Here is a 23,825-nt window from a genome sequence, read left to right as displayed (position 1 = left end):
TGTCTACAAATACCATGATGATCCATGATTTTCCGCAGGATGAACGGCCAAGAGAGCGGTTTAAAACCCATGGACCGCAAAGCTTATCGAATCATGAACTGATTGCAATCCTTCTCAGAACTGGCACTAAAGATGAATCTGTGCTGCAATTATCGAATCGCCTATTAACTCATTTTGAAGGGCTGCGGATGTTAAAGGGGGCAACCTTAGAAGAAATGACGGAAATCAAAGGGATTGGTGCAGCTAAAGCGATTCAAATTCTTGCTGCGGTTGAAATTGGACGAAGGATTGCTAATCTTAATTACACAGACCGCTATGTAATCCGCTCACCGGAAGACGGAGCGAAGTATGTCATGAACGATATGCGCTTCTTGACCCAAGAACATTTCGTCTGTTTGTTTTTAAACACGAAAAATCAGGTCATCCATAAACAAACCGTTTTTATCGGCAGTTTAAATGCCTCGATCGTACACCCTCGGGAGGTGTTCCGCGAAGCCTTAAAGCGCTCCGCCGCATCAATAATTGCCCTGCATAACCATCCCAGCGGCGACCCGACACCAAGCAAAGAAGACATTGATGTTACGAAGCGTCTTGTCGAGTGTGGAAAGATCATTGGCATCGACCTCCTCGATCATTTGATCATCGGCGAAAACAAGTTTGTAAGTCTTAAAGAAAAAGGTTATTTATAACACTAGGATATTATTTGACGTTAGGATATAATATTGGGTATGATTTTTTAGGATTGTTTTTTAAAGTAATCATTTAAATAGTACGAAAAAAGACATGATAATTAAGGTGATTACCTGCCTATAGAATTTGTGCATTTCGTATCAGAAAGGGAGATACAACAGTATGTTTGGAATTAGACCTAGAGATCTTGGAATTGACTTGGGAACGGCCAACACCCTCGTCTATGTAAAAGGAAAAGGCATTGTCTTAAGAGAGCCTTCCGTTGTGGCCATGCAAACAGACACTAAAAGCATTGTGGCTGTAGGGAACGACGCAAAAAATATGATTGGACGGACACCGGGGAACGTTGTTGCCATGAGACCGATGAAGGATGGCGTCATCGCTGATTTCGAAACGACCGCTATCATGATGAAATACCATATTCGCCAAGCACAGAAAAGTAATAATCTTTTTTCGGGCAAGCCATATGTCATGGTCTGCGTACCATCCGGTATAACCGCAGTCGAAGAAAGAGCCGTCATTGATGCAACAAGACAAGCAGGGGCAAAGGATGCTTATACGATTGAAGAGCCATTTGCTGCAGCCATTGGTGCGAACCTGCCTGTTTGGGAGCCAACCGGCAGCATGGTTGTGGATATTGGTGGAGGTACGACGGAAGTCGCGATTATCTCCTTAGGAGGAATCGTAACAAGCCAATCGATTCGTGTCGCTGGCGATGAAATGGACGACTCCGTGATTACTTATATCCGTAAAAACTATAATTTGATGATTGGGGAACGGACCGCTGAACAAATCAAAATGGAGATTGGATCTGCGGGCATACCTGAAGGCATCGATAATATGGAAATTCGCGGCCGCGATTTATTAACGGGTCTGCCAAAAACGATTGAAATTACCGCAAAAGAAATTGCGACTGCTCTAAATGATACCGTCTATGCGATTGTCGAAGCGGTAAAAAATACGTTAGAAAAAACGCCGCCTGAGCTTGCAGCTGATATAATGGACCGCGGCATTGTCTTAACCGGAGGGGGCGCACTTCTTCGCAATTTGGACAAAGTCATTAGTGAAGAAACGAAAATGCCTGTCTTAATTGCTGAAAACCCGCTTGATTGCGTGGCGATTGGCACTGGAAAAGCGCTCGACCATATCCATTTGTTTAAAAACAAAGCAAGAGATTCACGTTAAGCAAGAGCTTTTTAAGACTACTACTTTCTTATCTATATAGAAAAAAGAGGTGTATAATCATGCCACAGTTCTTTATGAATAAACGACTGATTCTATTACTTGTCAGCATTATTGTTCTCGTGGCATTGATTGGGTTTTCTTTAAGGGAGAGAAGCAAACTATCCTGGCCGGAGCAATTTGTCAAAGATACAACCGGCTGGGTTCAATCCTTGGTTTCAAAGCCTACCAACTATGTTGCAGGCTTTTTTGAAAATCTCCAGGACCTGACGAACACTTACGAAGAGAATAAAGAATTAAAATCACGGGTTGAAAATGTTGCCAGCCTTGAAGCACAGGTTCAGGAGCTGAAGAACGACAATAAAGAACTGCGTGATGTTCTCGGTGAAAAGAAGACCCTGCGAGATTATGAACCACTTCCAGCTACTGTGATTGGAAGAAATCCTGATCGTTGGCATGAAATGATTATAATCGACAAAGGTAAATTAAACGGTGTGAAGAAAAACATGGCAGTTGTCACAGCCAACGGCTTGATTGGAAAAGTAAAGAATGTGACTCAATTTAGCTCGACCGTACAGCTGATGAGTTCCATGGATCCGAAGAACCGGATCTCTGCCATTGTGCAAGGAAAAACGAATGTATATGGACTGGTAGAAGGCTATGACAGCGAGAAAAAATTACTTCAGGTCAAAGCCATTCCTTCTGGTGCAAAAATTGATAAAGGACAGACCGTCATCACCTCTGGGTTAGGGGATGTTTTTCCAAAGGGCTTAATGATCGGAAAAGTGGTCGAAGTAAAACAGGATCAATATGGATTAAACCAAACGGCTTTGGTAAAACCAGGGGCTGATTTTTATGATATTAAAACAGTCATCGTCACGAAAAGAGTAATGGCTCAGTCGGTAACTACAGATACAACATCAGGGAAGGAGACGGGATCGTGAAAAAATTCCTTCTTCCTCTTTTGTTTCTGTTTTTGTTTATTTTAGAAAGCTTATTTGTCCAATATGTTCCAACGGATCTTTTGGGTGAAAATAAAATCATTGCGCCGCACTTTCTTTTTGCTGCTTTATTATTTCTAACGATATTTGTAAGCAGAAAACAAGGAATTATTTATGCAGCCATCTTTGGGCTTTTGTTTGATATTGTCTATATTGAAATCATTGGTATATACCTTTTCCTTTTTCCATTTATTGCGTATCTAACTTCCAAAATCCTGAATATCCTGCAAAATAATTTTTTCGTCGCTATCCTAATCACGATTGTTGGGATTGCGTTATTGGAAGTGGGCGTCTATGAAATGGACCATCTGATCCATGTGACGGACATGGATTTTATGAGCTATCTTCATTTGCGCTTTTACCCAACTCTTATCTTAAATGCGCTATTTGTGATGATCGCTGGGTATCCTTTAAAAAGATTGTTTGAAAAACATATGGATGCAATGCGGGCTGAATAGTCTAGTACTTTGTTTTCTTTTAAAAAAGGAGAATGGAGCCTTCGTGTCGAATTTGTATTAAATGTCTGTATTTTTTGATGGGAATAGGTCCTAAGAGAACTATTCCTAAACTGTTTTCTTATTATGAGGTGAAAAATTCTCCATGAAAAAGCGGCAAAATGTTACAATAAAAGGTACGAAGGAAGGTCTTGTCCTTCATCTTGATGATACATGTTCCTATCAGGAACTAAAAAAGGAACTGGATGAAAAACTTTCGGCAAACTCGCGGATGCAAGATGAGCGCAATTTAATTTCGGTAAAAGTTAATATAGGTAACCGCTATATAACCTCGGAGCAGCATGAAGAGTTAAAGCAGCTTATTCTTCAAAAGAGGAACTTGGATGTCGATGCGATTGTTTCGAATGTCATTACGCTGGAAGAGGCTAAACAGTTAAAAACTGAAAATGAGGTTAGGACTGTTTCGAAAATTATTCGTTCAGGGCAAGTTCTGGAAGCCCCTGGTGATTTATTATTAATTGGAGATGTTAACCCTGGTGGTACCGTTATCGCCGGTGGAAATATTTTTATAATGGGAACATTAAAAGGTGTAGCGCATGCTGGCTGCTATGGCAACGATGAGGCTGTAATTGCCGCTTCTAGTATGAAACCATCACAGCTTCGAATTAGTGATCAAATTAATAGCGCACCAGATCATGCAGAAAACAATGAACCGCGAGAAATGGAATGTGCATACATAGATGAGGACCGGAAGATCATTGTTGATAGATTACAAGTTTTAGTTCATGTAAGGCCTAATTTAAACAGATTCGAAGGGGGACTTTAGGTGGGAGAGGCAATCGTAATTACATCCGGTAAGGGCGGAGTGGGTAAAACCACTACTTCTGCTAATATTGGGACTTCTTTGGCCCTTCAAGGCAAAAAGGTATGCTTAGTGGATACAGACATCGGTCTTCGAAATTTGGATGTTGTCATGGGATTGGAAAACAGGATTATTTATGACCTGGTGGATGTGGTAGAGAAAAGATGTAAAGTCCATCAAGCGTTGGTGAAAGATAAACGATTTGACGGTTTATTATATTTACTTCCGGCGGCACAAACGGTTGATAAATCAGCCGTAAAACCGGAACAAATGAAAGAACTTATTCTCGAATTAAAGCAAGACTATGATTATATTATTATTGATTGCCCTGCCGGGATTGAACAGGGCTTTCAAAATGCAATCGCGGGTGCTGATAAAGCGATTGTGGTCACAACGCCTGAGGTATCAGCTGTCCGTGATGCCGACCGGATTATCGGTCTTTTAGAAAAGCAAAAGAATATGGAAGCACCGAAATTAGTCGTCAACCGGATTCGCAATCATATGATGAAGACTGGCGATATGCTTGACATTGATGAAATTACCCAGCATTTATCGATCGAATTGATTGGAATTGTCGCTGACGATGAAGAGGTTATCAAAGCTTCTAATCATGGTGAGCCGATTGCCCTTAATCCAACTAGCAAGGCATCGATTGCCTACCGGAATATCGCCAGAAGAATTTTAGGGGAATCCATTCCGCTTCAGCCGCTTGAGGAAGCAAACAAAGGTGTTTTTACTAAACTTAAAAAGTTTTTTGGTGTTAGATAATTTTGGAGCCTGTCCGTTTTAATTGCGGACAGGCTTTTTAATGTTTGTCATACTCGTCCTTCTTCGCACATAAACTTGTACAAAAAGCAGGAAAAGGGTTGATGGGTATGGCGCGGTCTACACCGGAAGAAATACGGCGGCGAATCGCCAAAAGAAAAAAGGAACAAGGTACCAATGCAAATTCGTCAAGTCCTGAACGCCAGATTACTTGGCCAGGGTATGATGAGCATGATGATTTTAAGTATACGAGTCCTTCCGACACCGGTGGCGGTGACGCCGGACACCCTCTCTTTAAAAAAGAGGTCTTCTTTTTCAAAATCTTAGCTTCAGCACTTCTCTTCTTAGCGGTGGCCATTCTCTTTCGCAATCATACCGGAAAACTTGAGCCGGCTCGGGATTTCATCACAAGTCAAATGGATAAGGACTTTAAGTTTGCCGTGGTATCCAATTGGTACGAAGAGAAGTTTGGTAAACCATTAGCCCTGCTGCCTTTTACTGACGAAAAAACGTCAGATAATAAAACAGTGGCAGATAATCAAAATCTTTCTGTTCCGGCCATGGGGAAGATTCTTGAAAACTTCGAAAAAAATGGCCAGGGAATCATGATTGAAACAAGCAAGGGTGCCCCGGTTCAAGCGATTAATGATGGTCTCGTTACGTTTGCGGGGGTGAAAGAAGGGATTGGCAAAACGGTCATTATCCAGCACTCTGACAAATCAGAAACATGGTATGGCAATTTGGACGAAGTGAAAGTGAAACTGTATGAGTATGTCGGAAAGAGAGACGTAGTTGGAACGGTTTCGACCTCTGCAGGGGAGGATAAGACAAAAGGAAAATATTATTTTGCCATTAAAAAAGACGATAATTTTATCGATCCGATCCAGGTGATTCGCTTTGACTAGGATGATTACACTCCTAAGACTGATTTCGATCCATCCGTTATTGTGGATTGTGATTGCCTTATCGATTGCTACAGCCCATTTCCTCGAAGTCTCGATGCTGCTTGGAATTATTTTTATACATGAGATGGGGCATGCTGCTGCGGCTTCTTTTTTTTCCTGGCGAATCAAAAAAATTTCCTTGCTTCCATTTGGCGGGGTAGCGGAAATGGATGAGCATGGTAATCGTCCTTTAAAGGAAGAGACGATTGTGGTGCTTGCCGGGCCGCTGCAGCATGTCTGGATGGTGGGGCTCGCTTATCTCTTATTTACTCTCCAACTGCTTCCAGAAGATTTATTTCATCTTTTTCTTAATTATAATCTGATGATCTTTGTTTTTAATCTATTCCCAGTTTGGCCGCTTGATGGGGGCAAGCTCGTATTTTTACTGCTCTCCTTAAAAGATTCATTTCCACGAGCCCATCAATTGACATTACTGATTTCTCTATGCTGCTTAAGCTTGTTTTCGGTGCTGATTTTATTCACAGCACCCATGCATTTGAATGTTTGGGTAGTAATCTTTTTCCTCTTTTTTTCGCTTTATCATGAATGGAAACAGCGGCGTTATATCTTTATGAGGTTTTTACTTGAGCGTTATTATGGGAAAAAGGCGACTCCTGACATTTTGAAGCCCATCCAAGCGAATGAAGGGGACTTGGTCATTCATGTTCTCGAAAAATTTCAGCGCGGCTGCAAGCATCCCATTATCGTCGAGGCGGATGGACGGGAAACCGGAAAACTGGATGAGAACGAGCTCCTTCACGCCTATTTTTCCGAAAAACGGTTAACCGATAAAATCAGCGACCTTCTTTTTTCATACTATTAGGGTATAATAATAAAAAAGCGAGAAGCGCCCGGTTCACGAGCGCTTCTTCTTCGATTAAAGAAAGTTGTAAAGTGAGGACGTTTCATTGGAACGATTAATTGTAAACTATCATTCACGGGAAAAGAGATTTGCTTACCTAAGGGAAAACCGTGTTGAAAATATTGTCATCGACCGACCTGAACATCGTTCGCTGGTCGGTAATATTTATTTAGGGACCGTTACAAAGGTGCTGCCAGGTATGAACGCTGCCTTCATTGATATCGGCGAGGAGAAAAATGCTTATTTGCACCGCAATGTTCTCCCCTCGTTCGTTCAATCCAAGGATCAACAAAAGAACGTCACCTCCTATGTCCATCAAGGCGAAAAAATGCTCGTCCAGGTTGAGAAGGATGCGACAGGCACAAAAGGTCCAAAAGTCAAAGGAATCATAGAGATAGAGGGAAATCATCTTGTCTATATGCCGCAAGGGCGGTATGTGGCGGTATCAAAGAAAATTGCCCATGAATCTAAGAAAACGACCTTGCGCAAAATTGGCACAAAGTTAAAAACAGAAGAAGAAGGGATGATCTTTCGGACATCAGGAATCTATAGTTCAGAAGAGGAAATCGCCGCTGAACTTCAAATGTTAAGAGAACAATACCAAGAACTGTTACAAAAAGCGTCTGTCCAAAAAAAGCCCGGAATGATTTTTCAAAAGGACACCTTTATTGAAATGGTTATCACCCAAGCTGCCCGGATGAAATCAGGTGAAATCATTGTTGACGATCTTTCTCTAAAAAATGTTCTCGAAAAGGTAAACGATCATACCAAGCTTAGCTTTTACAACGGCAAAGAGAATATATTTTCAAGCAGTAAAGTCGAGCATGAAATTGACAAGGCGTTAAAGCGGGTCGTTTGGCTTGACCATGGGGCATACCTGATATTTGATGAGACAGAAGCGTTAACGATTATCGATGTGAACACAGGGAAATTTTCCGGCAAGATCGACTACGGTGAAACGGTCCTTAAAACCAACCAGCTTGCAGCGAAAGAAATTGTCAGACAGCTTCGTCTCCGTGATATTGGCGGAATTGTTTTGATTGATTGTATCGATATGACTCGGGAGCAGGACAAGCAAACTATTCTCGATACAGTGGAATTAGAATTAAATAAAGATGAGCGAAGAACCAAAATCATCGGGTTTACAGAACTTGGCATCCTTCAACTGACAAGGAAAAAGACAAAGGTGACCTTATCAGAAGCCCTAAAGGTGAAATGTCCGGTCTGCGAGGGCACTGGCCGCATCCTTAGTCCAGAAACGGTTGCCTTCCGGCTTGAACGAGAGCTGTTAGAGCACCGCAGCTCCGATTTTGAGGCCATCCTGATTGGGACAACCCCAGAGGTAAAGGAAGCGCTGCTTGGAACACATGAGGCCCACAGAAAGGTGTTAGAGGAACTTCTTCAGCTGAAACTATATTTTACGCTTCAGCCTGATTTACCCCATTTTTATCAGCTAAAGCAGTTTGGTGATGATGAAGAACTTTCGAAAAAGGAACAGCTCTGACCGATGAAGTGCCCAAATGGCTATTGACACATTCAATTAATCTATGTTAGTATCTTAATGTTATGTTTGTAGCACCCGTGCTACAACCGCACAATGCAGGTAATAAGACTTTTGCATATGCATAAGCGCCTGTATTTGGCGAGTCTGAGTTTATAAGGAGGTGCAGTTCATGTACGCAATTATCGAAACTGGCGGTAAGCAATTAAAAGTTGAAGAAGGCCAAGCTATCTACATCGAAAAATTAGATGTTGAAGCTGGTGAAACAGTTACTTTTGACAAGGTTCTTTTCGTTGGCGGTGAAACTGTAAAAGTTGGAAGTCCTGTTGTTGCAGGCGCTACTGTTACAGCTAAAGTTGAAAAACAAGGCCGTGCGAAGAAAATCATTGTTTTCAAGTACAAAGCGAAGAAAAACAACCGTAAGAAGCAAGGTCATCGTCAACCTTACACTAAAGTTGTCATCGAAAAAATCAACGCATAAGGTGTTGGAAAATAGATGATTAACATTACGATTTATCGTACTGAGTCCGGAACGATTCAATCATTCGAAATGAACGGTCATGCTTTGTTCGCAGATCGCGGCAAAGACATTGTTTGTGCAGGCGTATCAGCCGTATCTGTTGGTGCGATTAATGCGGTTCACGAACTAACCGGTGTTACGCCCGATCTTGAACATCGAGCAGATGGCTTTCTCCGCTGCGTTGTACCGGAAGACCTTCCGGAGAGCGTATTTGAGAAAGTACAGCTTCTTCTCGAGGGTATGGCTGTGTCATTACGATCGATTGAAGAAACGTACGGAGAGCACATTAAAATAACCTTCAAAAAGCAGGAGGTGGAATGAAATGTTATTAAAATTAGATCTTCAATTGTTTGCATCTAAAAAGGGAGTAGGTTCTACAAAGAACGGACGTGACTCTATCGCGAAGCGCCTTGGTGCGAAGCGTGCAGACGGTCAATTTGTAACTGGTGGTTCTATCCTTTACCGTCAACGCGGTACAAAGATTTACCCAGGTGAAAACGTTGGCCGCGGTGGTGACGACACTCTTTTTGCAAAAATCGACGGCGTTGTAAAATTCGAACGTTTAGGTCGTGACCGTAAACAAGTAAGTGTTTATCCAGCAGCTGCTCAAGAAGCTTAAGCAATTCATCAGAAACTCTAACCTGATTGGTTAGAGTTTTCTTTTTGCAATAAAGACCTCACTCATAAAATCTTCTTAGAAAGCTCTTTTTGCCTCTAAAAAACTTTTCTTATACAAAAAAGTCTACTCATGTATGTTTTTTTGATATACTAACAGCAAACAGTGTCAACACTTAAATGTGGGAGTGTACATATGGGGAAAGAATGGGATATCGTGGAGGTGCTGCGGCACTCACGACATGATTGGCTAAATAAGCTGCAGCTGATTAAAGGAAATCTGGATTTGAATCGGATTGACCGTGCAAAACAAGTGATTGACGAAATCGTAATTGAGACCCAGCATGAGACCAAACTATCAAATTTACATATGCCTTTATTTGCAGCGCTGCTTTTAAAATCGAACTGGGAAAATCCTTCCTTTAAGCTGGAATATGAGGTGATGTTTGATCCAGATGCCTCAAAAATTAATGATCTGGCTGTGACGAAATGGACACATACCTTTTTTGGCAGTTTGAATCAGGCCATTGAGCCATTTCAAGAAAATAATTTATCAATTACCATAGAACCGCAATCAGACGGTGTTCGTTTCTTTTTTGATTTTAGCGGGATAATAACTAACAGAGAACTGATTGAGAGCTTCTTGTCTGATAAATCGTTTGATTTGTCGATCAAGGAATTTACAGAAACGGAACTCTCCCTCGAGTTATTTATGCCAATGCTGAAAAATAACTCGGTTTAATTTCAATTTATTTATGTGCAAGACTGGAGGAATAAGATGTTTGTCGATCAAGTTAAGATATATGTAAAAGGCGGTGACGGCGGAAATGGTATGGTTGCCTTTCGCCGTGAAAAATATGTACCAAATGGTGGTCCTGCCGGTGGAGATGGCGGAAAGGGAGCCAATGTCGTTTTTGAAGTGAATGAGGGCTTACGCACCCTAATGGATTTCCGATATAAGCGTCATTTTAAAGCAGAACGCGGAGAACACGGCATGTCGAAGGGAATGCATGGCAGGGGCGCTCATGATATGATTGTCAAGGTGCCGCCTGGAACAGTAGTCCTCGATGCTGAAACAAAAGAGGTCATCGCTGATTTAGTCGAGCATGGCCAACGGGCGGTTATTGCCAAGGGCGGCCGCGGCGGACGAGGAAATACTCGTTTTGCCACCCCGCAAAATCCAGCACCAGAGATTGCTGAAAATGGTGAACCAGGACAAGAGCGGGATGTTGTTCTTGAGTTGAAACTCCTTGCTGATGCAGGTCTAGTAGGTTTCCCAAGTGTAGGTAAGTCGACCTTATTATCAGTCGTGTCATCGGCAAAGCCAAAAATTGCGGAATATCACTTCACGACGATTGTTCCTAATCTTGGCATGGTCGAAACTGAAGATGGCCGAAGCTTTGTTATGGCCGACCTGCCGGGATTGATTGAAGGTGCTAGTGAAGGTGTTGGCCTCGGTCATCAATTTTTGCGGCATATTGAGCGGACAAGGGTGATTGTTCACGTCATTGATATGGCAGCAACAGAAGGCAGAGATCCATTTGAGGATTATTTGACGATTAATAAAGAATTACAAGAATATAACCTCAGATTAACGGAGCGCCCGCAAATCATTGTCGCAAATAAAATGGATATGCCGGATGCCGAGGAAAACTTAAAGATGTTTAAAGAGCAGTTAGAAGAGGATTATCCGATTTTTCCTATTTCTGCCCTAACACGAAAAGGTCTTAGAGATTTATTATTTGCGATTACCGATAAAATTGAGCAGACACCAGAATTCCCGCTTGAGCATGAAGAAGAGGTTACGGGCGTACATCGTGTATTATATAAACATGAGGCCGATCCTGAAGCCTTTACCATTACGAGAGATCCAGACGGCTCATTTGTTCTCTCGGGTGAGAAGCTCGAACGCTTATTTAAGATGACGGACTTTTCAAGAGAAGAATCGATCCGCCGTTTTGCACGCCAGCTCCGTGGTTATGGCGTTGATGATGCCTTAAGACAAAGAGGGGCAAAAGATGGGGATATTGTGAAGTTGTTAGAGTTCGAATTTGAGTTTATTGAGTAGTTTTCCGTACAAGAACGAGGTAGAGTTAAATGGATAATAATGATAAAAAGTTTTACCTGGTCCGTGAGGATGTTTTGCCGGAAGCGATGAAGAAAACCCTTGAAGTGAAAGAAATGTTGGATAGGGGCAAAGCTGAATCGATTGCAGATGCTGTTCTTAAAGTGGACCTAAGCAGGAGTGCCTTTTATAAATACAGGGACACGGTCTTTCCTTTTTCGACGATTCAAAAGGAGAAGATCATTTCCCTCTTCTTTCATTTAGAAGACCGCTCTGGCACGTTGTCAAACTTGTTAAGTGTCGTTGCTGGATCAGGCTGTAATGTGCTGACTATCCACCAAACGATCCCGCTCCAAGGCAGAGCAAATGTGACATTGTCATTAAATACATCGAACATTATAACAAAGCTAGACGATTTATTAACGGAATTAAGAAAACTTGAATTTGTTGAAAAAGTGGAAGTGCTGGGAACAGGCGCGTAGTGGACAAGGTCCGCTATGGGCCTGGTCTTTAGCCTTCTTTTTTAAAAATATAGAGGAGTGGGGAAAGTCATGAAGGTTGGTTATTTGGGGCCAAAGGCAACATTTACAGAATTAGCTGTGAGTAAAGTTTTTCAAGGATTCGAGCTGGAACCATTTAGCACGATACCGGAAAGTATAGATGCCATTGCGGATCAAAAAGTGAATTTGGCGGTCGTTCCTGTTGAAAATGCGCTTGAAGGTTCAGTAAATATTACGCTGGATTATTTAACGCATGTAGTTGATATTCCGATTGTGGGAGAAATTACGCTTCCGATTAAACAGCATTTAATGGTTCATCCTGATAATAAGGACCATTGGCAGTCAGTTTCAAAAGTATTTAGCCATTCCCATGCGATTGCCCAGTGCCATAAGTTTTTACATAACCATTTTAAAGGTGTACCGATTGAGAGTATTGCGTCAACCGCTGCGGCAGCGAAGATGATCATGGAGCAGCCTGAATTGAATGCAGCCGCAATTGCAAATGAACTCGCGGCAAAAGAATATGGTCTGACTATCGTCCAAAAGGACATTCATGATTTTCATTTTAACCATACTAGCTTTTTTGTTTTATCAGAGCAGGACTTGGATTTTGCAGAAATAAGCGGGTCATCGCATTATAAAACAACCCTAATGGTGACACTGCCTTCTGATCAGGCAGGTGCCCTTCATCAGGTACTGTCAGCGTTTGCCTGGAGAAAATTGAATCTTTCCAAAATTGAATCAAGACCGATGAAAACAGGAATTGGCAATTATTTCTTTATTATTGATTTGGAAATGAAACTTGACGAGGTGTTAATTCCTGGAGCGATTGCTGAACTTGAAGCACTTGGCTGTGGTGTCAAAGTGTTAGGGAGCTATCCATCCGTGACGGTAAACTTAGATTAAGAGAAGAGACCCGTGCAGCTGCAGCGGGTCTCTTTTTGTCATTCAATTATGAATCCTTCTTTTTTCAGAGCTTGTTCGGCTTGGTCTAAGACCTCGAGACTTGAAGCAGAAATCGTATGCAGGTGGTAACCACCGGTTAACTCCGATAATAAGGATGCCTTCGTGCTTGTAATGTTTTCCATAAATCGTTTAACTTCATGGCGGTTTGCCACCATTACGGATGCTGTTAAATCACCGTAAACGGAGTGTTCAATCTTTACATCTTTAACAAGCACACCATGGTCAACAAGTAAATTTAATTCTTTCTCTGTGTCAGCCGGCGAATGTTTGCAGGCTATCGTTCTTTCAAATGTAGGAGTACTCGAGCTTGTCTTTAAATAAATATAACCTTGGCTTGTGGCAATAATCGGTTCATTCTTAGCTTTAAGAAGGGTAATATCCCCAACAATTACTTGTCTGCTTACTTTTGTTTTTGCCGCAAGTTCACTGCCTGTGAGCGGTTCAGAGCTGTCTTTCAGCTGCTGGAGAATGAACGACCTTCTTTCCTCTCCCAAAATCTTCTTTTGATCAGCCATAAAAGACCTCCTATTGTATTTTCTATCTTCCTATTCTAGCACAGTTTGTTTCTTTCTAACACGTGAGTCCATTTTGAATGATTTAACAATCTTGACCACCGTTTCCCCAAGTGAAATGACCTGTTCCTTTGTGGAGGAATGCCCAAGCGAGATTCGGATAAATTCCTTTGCTTCGTCTTTTTCTAATCCTAGTGCCTCCGTCACCTTTGCCGGGGCTTGCATTCCGATTTGACATGCGCTTCCAGTGGAGATGGCAAATCCGAGCCGGTTGCATTCAAGCATCATCCATTGCCCTTCGATACCGGAAATCCGCATTCCAATTATATTGGCTAGCTGTCTATGATCATCAGTTTGATAAACTTTGACCCAATCTTTTATCGGCTCAAGCGTTTCAATAAATGTTTCACGCAATAATTGAAATTTAGTATGGTCCTCATCAAGTCGTCCGATAATTTTCTGGGCAGCCACAGTTAGTGCAGCGATCGCAGGGACATTGACTGTTCCAGGCCGAAGCCCGCTTTCATGTGAACCTCCCGGGAAAAAGGGCTTCCATGCAATGCTTGGGTTAATATAAACGCCGCCGACCCCTTTTGGTCCATAAATTTTGTGCCCGGAAAAAGAAAAACTGCTGACTAAGGGCGCAAGGGCCGTTACATTTATTTTTCCAAAGGATTGGACAAAGTCGCTGTGAAAGTGAATTTTGTTTTCTTTCGCTATTTTCGCGATTTCCTCAATTGGCTGGATCGTTCCTATTTCCGAATTAACATGTTGCACGGTCATTAAAATAGTTTCGGATCTGATCGAATTCAGGAGAAGATTCATATCCATCAATCCATTTGAAGTAAGCGGAATGAAGGTCACTTCATAGCCATTTTTTTTGAGTCGCTTTAGCACACCATGGACAGAGGAATGCTCTGCCATACCAGCAATAATATGGTTGCCGCTTTTTAGTGGAGCTGACAAAAGGGCCTCGATCGCTAAAAAGTTTCCTTCCGACCCGCCGCTTGTAAAAAATAAGCCCTTTTTATTAATAGCTAAAGCATTGGCCAGTTCTTCCCGGCAATTTTCGAGTAATTGTTGAGATTGTCCGCCGATATCATGGAGGCTCTGTGTATTTCCAAAGTATTCAGTTGCTACTTTTACATAAGCCTCCGCTGCATCAGCATCTAAAGGAGTTGTCGCAGCAAAATCAAAATATATCATCCTATTTCTCCAATAATCTATTTTTTTAGTACTTGTTTTTAGTTTAAATCTGTGTAAATATATATGTCAAGACACCTGTTAATGCCAGGAGGTTCATCCATGATAAATGATGATGTAGTAATAATTGGAAGTGGAATAGCCGCGTTACAGCTGGCTGTTCAATTAAATAATCATTTGAATGTGAGAATACTCACAAAGGGGAAATTAAGGACGGCAAATTCTTATCTAGCACAAGGGGGCATTGCTGCCGCTTTAGGAGCAAATGACCACCCATCCAAACATATCGCGGATACACTTGAGGCGGGAAGATTTCATAATAATCTTGATGCAGTCCGGGAAATCATTAACGCTGCCCCTTCTCTGATCCGAAATCTGTCTCAGCAGGGCGATGTGTTCGATAAAGATCATAATGGTGAATTATTCCTTGGAATGGAAGGGGCCCATAGCGAAAAGAGAATTGTTCATGGCGGTGGTGATGCCACTGGTAAAAACGTCATGGAACATTTAATCAGCAGGCTCCCCAATAATGTAACGATTGATGAAGATGTATTTGCTTACGAATTACTTTTAAACGCTGAAAAAACTCGCTGTGTGGGCGTTAAAGCAAAACAATCGGATGGGACGATACAAAAGTTTTATGGAAGCCACATCATTATGGCCTCCGGCGGCTGCGGGCAATTGTTCACTTACACCTCAAACGCTGGTACTGTATGTGGTGATGGTATCGCGATGGCTTACTTAGCAGGTGCAGAAGTTGTCGATATGGAATTTGTTCAATTTCATCCGACTCTTTTGTATATCAACGGTGATACAAAAGGATTAATTTCTGAAGCCGTTCGAGGCGATGGGGCAATCCTTGTGACCGAAGAGGGAATTCCTATTATGGAAGGGATTCATCCCATGAAGGACCTGGGTCCAAGGCATGTGGTTTCACAAAGAATCTATGAATTTCTTAAAAAAGGGAAACAAATATTTTTAGATATTAGCACTATTAAAGAATTTAGCAAAAGATTTCCTACGATTACGGCTATTTGCGAAGAAAACGGTATTTGTTTAGCGGACGGAAAAATTCCTGTCGCTCCTGGCAGCCACTTTTTAATGGGCGGTATTAAAACAGACTTAATGGGCCGTTCTTCCATTAAAGGGTTATATGCGATCGGAGAGGCTGCCTGTACAGGACTGCATGGCGCCAACCGCTTGGCGAGCAATTCTTTATTAGAGGGGCTTTATCAAGGTGACCGATTGTCAAAATGGATCAATGGCACCCGAACAGAGTATCAAGAATTTGATAGTAGAGCTTTCTTGCCACCAGCTATTACTAAGTTGCTGAATTTACCGGATATTCAGCGGATCAAGGATTTGATGATGGAGCGGGTAGGGATTGTTAGGAATGAAGCCAATTTGAAAAAGCAGCAAGCTTGGCTGGCTCAATTCCGTGCCGATCAAATTCAGTTAGATACATGTTCTAGATCGGATCTATCAAAAATCTTTATGGTGATTACAGCGAGTCTCATTACCGAAGCCGCCTTACAAAGGACAGAGAGCCGAGGAGGTCACTATCGAAGTGATTTTCCTTTAGAAGACAATCAAAATTGGTTACGTCAATCAATTACTCATAAAAAGAATCGGGGATTGGAGAAAAACAATGAATTCACTAAAACTGCGCTCGCAACTTGAGGATTTTTTTATCGAAGATATTGGGGAACAGGATTTAACCACCGATCTCATTTTTACGGATGATACGACAGGTAAAATTGTTTTTCTTTCAAAGGATGAGGGTGTCTTTTGTGGAGAGGAAGTTATCAAGACCGGTTTTCGGCTATTAAATCAAGATATTAACGTCGAGCTATTTGTGAAGGATGGCCAAGCAATCAAGAAGGGACAGGAGCTTGCGCATGTCTCTGGAAAAATCGCGGATTTACTAAAAGGAGAACGAGTGGTCCTTAATCTGGTTCAACGGATGAGTGGTATTTCTACCTTGACACAAAAGACAGTTCAAACTCTCGACAGTGGTCATACAAGAGTATGTGATACACGAAAGACGACTCCAGGTCTAAGAATGCTTGAAAAATATGCAGTCCGCTGCGGTGGAGGCTTTAATCATCGCTTTGGGTTATATGATGCGGTCATGATTAAAGACAACCACATTTCCTTTGCTGGCTCGATTTCAAAGGCAGTAGAGGCTGTCCGGGAAAAAGCAGGCCATATGGTAAAAGTGGAGGTCGAGGTAGAAACAGAAGCGCAAGTGAGAGAAGCAGTCGATGCTGGTGCGGATGTGATTATGTTTGATAACCGAACACCTGATGAAATTAAGGAATTTATCAAACTCGTCCCGTCTGGAATCATTACCGAGGCTTCCGGCGGCATTCAATTATCAAACATCGCGGACTATCGTGACACAGGGGTAGATTATATTTCTCTAGGGCTTCTAACTCATTCCTATAAAGCCCTTGATATAAGTGTAAAAGTGATATGGAATAAAGGAGATGAGTAGAATGAGCTTCTTAGAAACTTTACAAAAGAATGTCATGATTCCTGAAAAATACAAGCAAATGACACGAGAAGAACTTGAAAAACGTGTAATAGAGGTAAAAAAACAGCTTGGCTCACGCTTATTTATTCCCGGCCATCATTATCAAAAAGACGAAGTCATTCAGTTTGCCGATGCAACCGGTGATTCGTTAAAATTAGCTCAGCTATCGGCGGATAACAAGGAAGCGGAGTATATCGTATTTTGCGGTGTCCATTTTATGGCCGAGACGGCCGATATTTTAACCAGTGACAATCAAAAGGTATTTCTGCCTGATATGCGCGCCGGCTGCTCAATGGCCGACATGGCGGATATCGAGCAAACAGAACGAGCCTGGGAAAAACTCCAGGAACTGTTTGGAGATACGATACTGCCGTTAACCTATATCAATTCAACCGCAGCGATTAAGGCATTCGTGGGTGAAAATGGCGGTGCCACCGTTACCTCCTCCAATGCCGAAACGATGGTGAAATGGGCCTTAGGAATGAAAGAACGGATTTTATTTTTGCCTGATCAGCACCTAGGCCGGAATACGGCAGCAGATTTAGGGATTGGCTTAGATGATATGGCGATCTGGAATCCAATCACAAATGCGCTTGAATATGAGGGCGATGTGTCAAAAATAAAAGTGATTCTTTGGAAAGGGCATTGCTCCGTCCACGAAAATTTTACTGTTCAAAACGTGGCGGATACACGTGTTCAATATCCTGAAATGAAAATTATCGTTCATCCGGAATGCCGCCGGGAAGTCGTTGAATTAGCGGATATGGCGGGGTCCACCAGCTATATTATTAATGCGATCGAAAAGGCAGAGCCTGGTTCTGCTTGGGCAATCGGAACCGAGATGAATCTCGTAAACCGGATCATCAACGATCATCAGGATAAACAGATTATCTCATTAAATCCGCATATGTGTCCTTGCATGACCATGAATCGTATTGACTTGCCGCACCTAGTTTGGAGCCTGGATACGCTGGATCAACCAAACAATATCATCAAAGTTAGTCCAGAAATAGCTGAAAAAGCAATATTAGCTCTAGACCGGATGTTGAAAAATTCATAATAAGCGAAAAAAAGATGTAATTTAACTCATTACATCTTTTTTTCTTATTTTTGTAAAAGTAATTCTTAGACTTGGAGGATTTATCGGCGGTTTTTTTAAACTTATCGGCGGTTTTTACTAATATATCAGCGAAAAACTTCAACATATCGGCGGTTTTATCTAATTTATCGGCGAAAATTTCATTTTACGAATCTCACCGTATCTTTGGGGACTTATTCATAATTTTACAAAAGGAAGCATAGATTTTTTTGAAGAATGTTAGCACTTTGCCCATCTTCACATACACTATATGGACTTATGCCATAGGAGGGAAATCAGAGTGAAGATCCATATCGTACAGAAAGGGGATACTCTTTGGAAGATCGCCAAGAAGTACGGCGTGAATTTTGAAGAGCTGAAAAAGATGAATTCACAGCTCAGCAACCCTGATATGATTATGCCCGGTATGAAAATAAAAGTTCCAACAACAGGTGGATCCATAAAAAAAGAAGCGCCGATGGGAACGAAACCGGAAAAGACAATCAATTTAGGAACGAAAAAAGAAATGCCCATTGCTGAGCATCCGTTTGCCAAAGAGAAACCCGTTCCACTGCCGATCAAAGAAGCCCCAATCGTAAAAGAAAAACCGATTGTGAAGGAACAGCCGATTGTAAAAGAGAAACCGATTATAAAGGAACAACCGATTGTAAAAGAGAAACCAATTGTAAAAGAACAGCCAATAATAAAAGAAGCACCGAAAGCACCTTACACTCCCAAAATGCCCCTGCAGATCATCCCAGAAATTGATATAAACAATTATTATACGAGCAACATGACCAACATGACCGTTCCACCACAGCTTCCTCCTAAACCTGCCAACATACTTCCTGAGGTCAAAGAAGAAATAAAAAAGGAAATTCCGATTCCGCCTCCGGCACCTGCAAAAGAAATGCCGGTTGAAATACCGCTGCCGCAAGACTATTGTGTGCCAATTACGCCTGTAATGCCGGGACCTGGTTTCTGCCCTCCATTTGGTGGTATGCCAATGATGCCGCCTGTTATGCCTTATCCGGCAGTCCAAGGGGCAGGGTATGTGCCACATCCAGGCATGGTTCATGGGACACCTGGATTTAATCCAGCTGTGGCGGGTACATCCGTTATGCCAGGGCAATTTTTCCATGATGAGTCATCATCCTTCATGCCGCAAATGCCTGGTGTAAATCCGGCCTATAATCCTGGTGCTGTAATGGGAACCCAAACACCAATGATGGACCCTGCAGCATATGGTCAATCCCCAATGGGGTATGGTGGATTTCCATCCGGAACCGCACCGATGGGCTATGAAGGGGTACCAGCAGGGTCAACCCAAATGCCAATGGGCTATGGCGGTGGAGCACCTGTACCAACTCAAATGCCAGCTGAATATGGTGGAATGCCTGCAGGAGCAGCACCAATGCAAGCAGGTTACGGGCAAAATCCAATGGGTTACGGAGAGGTCCCGACAGGTTACGGACAAAATCCAATGGGTTACGGAGAGGCACCGACCGGATACGGACAAAATCCAATGGGTTACGGAGAGATGCCAGCCGGATACGGACAAAATCCAATGGGCTACGGAGGAATGCCGGCTGGATTTGGTCAAACCCCAATGGGCTACGGAGGAATGCCAGCCGGATATGGCCAGATGCCAATGGGCTATGAGGGAATGCCAGGCGGAACAGTCGACCCAATGGCAGGTGCCCAAGGGTATCCAGCTCAATATCAAGGAGGGATGCCTCAAGCCTCTCCAGGAGGACCTGGCACCATGTACGGGAACCCTGGAATGGTTAATCCTTACGGAATGGGCACAGCACCATACGGATATCCGCAAATGGGCGGGCCTGGACCTCAAGTAATGGGTATGCATGACTTTGAATCATCCGATCTTCATACACATGGAGCAGCAGGACAAATGCCTTATATGCCGACAGCTCCAGCACAAGGACTGCCAGTAGGAGCCGGAGCTCTAAATGACTGTGGCTGTGGCGGCGGCGGAATGCAGCCAGCCGGAATGGTTCCAACAAGCCCGCCACCAACCAGCTTTGTACCGCCAACACCGCCAATTTACAGTGCGCCGTATACAGGGCCAATGAATGTTGCCCACCCGCCTTATATGAACCCATACGGTGTGGGACCAGCTGGAACAAATCCATACGGTATGCCAGGTTACCGTGATGAGAGCAATTAATAAACCTGGTAAACAAAAGGGAGACGATGATTACTTGAATCGTCTCCTCTCTTATTTTCGATCACGGTTTTATGAGAAAATTATTCAGCTGGTGATGGTCCGAAAGTCTGTCTTCTTATTAAAAACTGAAAAAAATACCTATATTTTAAAGGGATATCATTCCAATAACAGATTAAAACTTCAAGAAGCCTTTACCGCCACCTTAAAAAAAGAAGGATTTTTGAAAACATACCAATACTTATCCGGTCCGATCAAAGAACAGCTCTTTTTTGAGGGAACCTATTATGGATGTATCGAATACATCCCTCCACATAACACACCCTTTTCTTATTCAACACAGCGAAATCGTCAAGAAGGTCTTGATCTGTTGAAACAATTTCACCAAACCACTGCTTCCGTTGAAAGTCGATACCGGACTTTGCTTTCAAGAAGTGATTTAATTGCCAAATGGACAGAAAGGCTCCGAGTTTTTTCAGGCAATCTTCCTTTTATAAAATACTTTTTAGATGATTACACGATTTCTGAACTGATTGTATGGGCCAATTGGTCATTAGCAGGGATGATCAAACACGGCCGCTTTTTTCAAAAAGAACCGGTTGTGATTCTCCATGGTGATGTAGCCCATCACAATTTCCTCCGTGACAAGAAGGGACAATTGAATTTAATTGATTTTGACTTAATTAGTATCGGTCCGCCCTCATTTGATTATTTACAATATGCCAATCGAATTCTTCCCAATCTTGATTGGTCATTGGGAAAACTGGGAAGTTTAAAGCCAATAGGAAAATATTTAGATGAAAAAGCTTTTTTGTATGCCTTAGCCTTCCCGGCAGATATTTTTCGAGAATGGAATCGGCTGATCCGCGAAAAATCCTATAATGACCAAGAAAAAATAAGGATGGTCATGGATTTAACTGTCGATCAATTTCACCTAAGAAAAAAATTTATCCGCCAATTACAGGAAAAAGTGAAATGATTTTATCAGAATGAATTCCTACAGAAGATAACACCCTATAAATGAGCAGAATTCTATGCTCAGAATGTATTCTAGGGGGTTTATCGCTTGAACAAAAGACAGTGGATGATTCCTCTTTCCTTCTCTTTATTAGTAGGTGTTACAGGATGTGCAAATGATAATAATCGTACGGGTACTGGAAATAACGTAGCTCGGCCGATGGGTTATTATTCGAATGAAAACCACGCCAATAATGATTATGGCATACTAAGGGATAATGATGGTGCCTTGACAGAAATAATGGACCATAACCTTGGCGTGGAGGATCAAGCCGTTAATGAAAAAAACAGCAGGCAGATGCAAACTAGAGACGAAAACGGGAATCCCCCAAATCCAACAGTCCCTAGGGCCAAAACAGACCGAAACTTCTTTCAGCGGGATAACCGGTTTAGTACAAGTGATTTAAACTATCACGGTCACTTGAGTGCTAAGAACGGTAACAACGGAGTGGTCACGAATCCGGAGTTCCAAGATCGTTTTACAGCAAAAATAAGAAACAAAGTGGAAAATATTGATAATGTTAGAAATGTAAGGTCTGTCGCATATGGAAATACGGTCATTGTTTCCGTCTCATTGCACGACAATGATCGGGCAGCTGAAACCAAACGAGCCATTCAGAATGTGGTTCAGCCCTATGCAAAAGGAAAAAACGTCCAGGTGATTACGGACGAGGGCACAATGGGCCGGGACCGTAATATTCATAACGACTCCCAGCGGAATAAGGGCGGCCGCTAATCCACACCATAACAAGAGGCAAAGCTTTCGGGCTTGTCTCTTTATTTATGGCTGTGTTAAAGGATTGTTGAGTTTTTGCATGTTGATTGGAGCGAAGCCGCCTGGAGCGGAAATCAACATTCAAGATTAACACAGCCATATTTATAAATAAACCGCAATTATTTTGTCGGATAAAAAGGGAAATAAAGGCTAAACTAGTACTGTAAACTATGTTCAATTATTAAGATTAAGAGGTGAGTGACATGAGGGTCATTTGGATAGCAATGTACCGGTACACATTAGCCGTATTTGCTGTTATTCTCTTCATGTTGATTGGTAGAGTTCCTGGGCTAATCCCAACAAGCTCGGCCGCCCCACAAGATAACCAAATACCGAAGACAGAGCCGCTGAACTTAACGGTTATCTTAGAAAGAGTCTATCTTGACGGGGAAATAAGTCAGGAATTGGTGCACGAGACATGTTGGAAAATAGAGAATTTCTGGGCTAAATATGACCAATGGCAGCTTACCGACATCAACGAGTCAACCTATGTATTCCGCAAACAAGTTGACGATATCTCGCCATTATTAAAAGCAAATGGTTTTTTTGGTGTCACAGATGATGGTGTTTTGACCATTTTTAATGGCCGGCCGGGACAATCACACATTATCCAATCATTCTTTCAAATAGATATCAAGAAACTTGAAAGCAAGAAACAAGAGGAATTAATTCAAGGCATCCCAATTAAATCGAAGGACCATTATGTGGAAGTGCTAGAAACATTCGAACCGTATTCAGTAAAAAAACAGTAGCCATTTTATAAATTCAGACTGATTGCCTCCAATCAGCCTGTTTTTTTATGTTAGATGTATTTTCTCGTTACAATTCAATTTTAGAAGAAGGTCCAAGGGACTGAATTATTAGACTTTTTGATAGGATACGAATTTCTTCAATATCATCCTGGAGTTATGTTAAAATGAAAGATAGCTTATTTTTCAAGAGAAAAACCTTTTAGGTTTATTTGGGGAGAGAAAACGTGTGTATGAATTTATCAAAGGGATGGTAGAATTTGTCGGCCCAGAATACATCGTCATCGAAAATAATGGGATTGGCTATCAAATCTCCACACCGAATCCGTTTATTTTCGCCGGTAAAATGGAAACAATGGTAACGGTTTATACCTATCATTATGTCCGCGAAGATGTAATCGCCCTATACGGATTTGAAACAAGAGAAGAAAAAAGACTTTTTACCAAACTATTAAACGTTTCGGGGATTGGCCCTAAGGGTGCACTGGCCATTTTGGCTTCAGGCGAAGTCCAGCAGGTGGTAAATGCCATTGAAAATGAGGATGAAAGCTTTCTTGTTAAATTCCCTGGCGTTGGTAAAAAAACCGCCCGGCAAATGATTCTTGATCTAAAAGGGAAATTACAAGATATTGTACCGGATTACTTTCCTAACCTATTCAATGCTGATCAATTCCCACTTCCACAGCAAGCGGCCAATGCGGCTTTTGAAGAAGCTGTCCTCGCCTTGAAAGCTCTTGGCTATTCCGATAAAGAAATTAAAAAAATCTCATCTGAATTACAAAAAGAACAGCTTTCAACCGATCAATATATTAAAAAAGCCCTTCAGCGGCTTTTAAAATAGG

At 42.1% G+C, this 23,825-nt stretch carries 26 protein-coding genes and 1 other annotated feature; of the genes, 24 read left to right on the top strand and 2 right to left on the bottom strand.

Annotated elements, in window-relative coordinates:
- Positions 1-17: 17 nt before the first annotated feature.
- The 16 genes from radC (at position 18) to pheA (ending at position 12,868) form a co-directional block, all read left to right on the top strand.
- The gene (radC, locus tag L1999_RS22470; RefSeq protein WP_430540052.1) at positions 18-689 is read left to right on the top strand and encodes a RadC family protein; all 672 of its coding nucleotides are present in this window, start codon (positions 18-20) and stop codon (positions 687-689) included.
- Between the two features lie 163 nt (positions 690-852).
- Positions 853-1,875 carry a rod shape-determining protein gene (locus L1999_RS22465; protein ID WP_215043922.1) on the top strand — a complete coding sequence of 341 codons (1,023 nt, stop codon included), beginning with the start codon at positions 853-855 and terminating at the stop codon, positions 1,873-1,875.
- Positions 1,876-1,934: 59 nt separating this feature from the next.
- Positions 1,935-2,816, top strand: coding sequence for a rod shape-determining protein MreC (gene mreC / locus L1999_RS22460; protein WP_235740586.1), 882 nt, complete (start codon positions 1,935-1,937; stop codon positions 2,814-2,816).
- Positions 2,813-3,331 (top strand): rod shape-determining protein MreD, encoded by a 519-nt coding sequence (gene mreD / locus L1999_RS22455; protein ID WP_235740585.1) that lies wholly within the window; start codon positions 2,813-2,815, stop codon positions 3,329-3,331. The genes mreC and mreD overlap by 4 nt, the downstream gene beginning before the upstream one ends.
- Before the next feature lie 142 nt (positions 3,332-3,473).
- Positions 3,474-4,154: a septum site-determining protein MinC gene (minC, locus tag L1999_RS22450; protein ID WP_235740584.1), complete on the top strand. Its 681-nt coding sequence runs from the start codon at positions 3,474-3,476 to the stop codon at positions 4,152-4,154.
- Positions 4,155-4,958 (top strand): septum site-determining protein MinD, encoded by an 804-nt coding sequence (minD, locus tag L1999_RS22445; protein WP_235740583.1) that lies wholly within the window; start codon positions 4,155-4,157, stop codon positions 4,956-4,958. It abuts the gene before it with no gap.
- A gap of 101 nt (positions 4,959-5,059) precedes the next feature.
- Positions 5,060-5,860, top strand: a complete 801-nt coding sequence (locus tag L1999_RS22440) for a M23 family metallopeptidase (protein WP_235740582.1) — start codon at positions 5,060-5,062, stop codon at positions 5,858-5,860.
- The gene (locus L1999_RS22435; RefSeq protein ID WP_235740581.1) at positions 5,853-6,722 is read left to right on the top strand and encodes a M50 family metallopeptidase; all 870 of its coding nucleotides are present in this window, start codon (positions 5,853-5,855) and stop codon (positions 6,720-6,722) included. The genes L1999_RS22440 and L1999_RS22435 overlap by 8 nt, the downstream gene beginning before the upstream one ends.
- Before the next feature lie 85 nt (positions 6,723-6,807).
- Entirely contained in the window at positions 6,808-8,265 is a 1,458-nt protein-coding gene (locus L1999_RS22430; protein ID WP_235740580.1) for an Rne/Rng family ribonuclease, read from the top strand.
- Between the two features lie 74 nt (positions 8,266-8,339).
- Positions 8,340-8,421, top strand: a sequence feature (ribosomal protein L21 leader region).
- Positions 8,422-8,434: 13 nt separating this feature from the next.
- Entirely contained in the window at positions 8,435-8,743 is a 309-nt protein-coding gene (gene rplU, locus L1999_RS22425; protein WP_160721963.1) for a 50S ribosomal protein L21, read from the top strand.
- Between the two features lie 15 nt (positions 8,744-8,758).
- Entirely contained in the window at positions 8,759-9,103 is a 345-nt protein-coding gene (locus L1999_RS22420; protein ID WP_235740579.1) for a ribosomal-processing cysteine protease Prp, read from the top strand.
- Position 9,104: 1 nt separating this feature from the next.
- Positions 9,105-9,401 carry a 50S ribosomal protein L27 gene (gene rpmA, locus L1999_RS22415; protein ID WP_098529850.1) on the top strand — a complete coding sequence of 99 codons (297 nt, stop codon included), beginning with the start codon at positions 9,105-9,107 and terminating at the stop codon, positions 9,399-9,401.
- A 192-nt stretch (positions 9,402-9,593) separates the two neighbouring features.
- Positions 9,594-10,139, top strand: a complete 546-nt coding sequence (locus L1999_RS22410) for a Spo0B C-terminal domain-containing protein (RefSeq protein WP_235740578.1) — start codon at positions 9,594-9,596, stop codon at positions 10,137-10,139.
- Between the two features lie 36 nt (positions 10,140-10,175).
- Positions 10,176-11,465, top strand: a complete 1,290-nt coding sequence (obgE, locus tag L1999_RS22405; protein ID WP_235740577.1) for a GTPase ObgE — start codon at positions 10,176-10,178, stop codon at positions 11,463-11,465.
- Positions 11,466-11,494: 29 nt separating this feature from the next.
- Positions 11,495-11,944, top strand: coding sequence for an ACT domain-containing protein (locus L1999_RS22400; RefSeq protein WP_235740576.1), 450 nt, complete (start codon positions 11,495-11,497; stop codon positions 11,942-11,944).
- A gap of 69 nt (positions 11,945-12,013) precedes the next feature.
- Entirely contained in the window at positions 12,014-12,868 is an 855-nt protein-coding gene (pheA, locus tag L1999_RS22395; RefSeq protein ID WP_235740575.1) for a prephenate dehydratase, read from the top strand.
- Between the two features lie 38 nt (positions 12,869-12,906).
- Here pheA and L1999_RS22390 read toward each other — a convergent pair whose 3' ends face one another.
- Together L1999_RS22390 and L1999_RS22385 are read right to left on the bottom strand one after the other, a co-directional pair.
- Positions 12,907-13,443: a transcription repressor NadR gene (locus tag L1999_RS22390; RefSeq protein ID WP_235740574.1), complete on the bottom strand. Its 537-nt coding sequence runs from the start codon at positions 13,441-13,443 to the stop codon at positions 12,907-12,909.
- A 30-nt stretch (positions 13,444-13,473) separates the two neighbouring features.
- Positions 13,474-14,646: an IscS subfamily cysteine desulfurase gene (locus L1999_RS22385; RefSeq protein WP_235740573.1), complete on the bottom strand. Its 1,173-nt coding sequence runs from the start codon at positions 14,644-14,646 to the stop codon at positions 13,474-13,476.
- A 99-nt stretch (positions 14,647-14,745) separates the two neighbouring features.
- On the opposite strand from L1999_RS22385, the gene nadB reads away from it, so the two are divergent.
- The 8 genes from nadB (at position 14,746) to ruvA (ending at position 23,824) form a co-directional block, all read left to right on the top strand.
- Positions 14,746-16,323 carry an L-aspartate oxidase gene (gene nadB / locus L1999_RS22380; protein ID WP_235740572.1) on the top strand — a complete coding sequence of 526 codons (1,578 nt, stop codon included), beginning with the start codon at positions 14,746-14,748 and terminating at the stop codon, positions 16,321-16,323.
- Positions 16,292-17,140 (top strand): carboxylating nicotinate-nucleotide diphosphorylase, encoded by an 849-nt coding sequence (gene nadC / locus L1999_RS22375; RefSeq protein ID WP_235740571.1) that lies wholly within the window; start codon positions 16,292-16,294, stop codon positions 17,138-17,140. Before nadB ends, nadC begins: the two co-directional genes overlap by 32 nt.
- A 1-nt stretch (position 17,141) precedes the next feature.
- The gene (gene nadA, locus L1999_RS22370; protein ID WP_235740570.1) at positions 17,142-18,239 is read left to right on the top strand and encodes a quinolinate synthase NadA; all 1,098 of its coding nucleotides are present in this window, start codon (positions 17,142-17,144) and stop codon (positions 18,237-18,239) included.
- Between the two features lie 319 nt (positions 18,240-18,558).
- Complete coding sequence (gene safA, locus L1999_RS22365) at positions 18,559-20,445, top strand: SafA/ExsA family spore coat assembly protein (protein ID WP_235740569.1); 1,887 nt, start codon at positions 18,559-18,561, stop codon at positions 20,443-20,445.
- Entirely contained in the window at positions 20,432-21,421 is a 990-nt protein-coding gene (locus L1999_RS22360; RefSeq protein ID WP_235740568.1) for an aminoglycoside phosphotransferase family protein, read from the top strand. Before safA ends, L1999_RS22360 begins: the two co-directional genes overlap by 14 nt.
- An 87-nt stretch (positions 21,422-21,508) precedes the next feature.
- Positions 21,509-22,195: a YhcN/YlaJ family sporulation lipoprotein gene (locus tag L1999_RS22355; protein WP_235740567.1), complete on the top strand. Its 687-nt coding sequence runs from the start codon at positions 21,509-21,511 to the stop codon at positions 22,193-22,195.
- 242 nt (positions 22,196-22,437) lie between these two features.
- The gene (locus tag L1999_RS22350; protein WP_235740566.1) at positions 22,438-22,986 is read left to right on the top strand and encodes an intercompartmental signaling factor BofC; all 549 of its coding nucleotides are present in this window, start codon (positions 22,438-22,440) and stop codon (positions 22,984-22,986) included.
- A 226-nt stretch (positions 22,987-23,212) separates the two neighbouring features.
- Positions 23,213-23,824, top strand: coding sequence for a Holliday junction branch migration protein RuvA (gene ruvA, locus L1999_RS22345; protein ID WP_235740565.1), 612 nt, complete (start codon positions 23,213-23,215; stop codon positions 23,822-23,824).
- Position 23,825 lies beyond the last annotated feature (1 nt).

Source organism: Neobacillus drentensis (assembly GCF_021560175.1).
Lineage (GTDB): Bacteria > Bacillota > Bacilli > Bacillales > Cytobacillaceae > Neobacillus > Neobacillus drentensis_A.
Note: the sequence above shows the minus strand (reverse complement) of the source record. Positions and strands in the feature narration are given on the sequence as shown.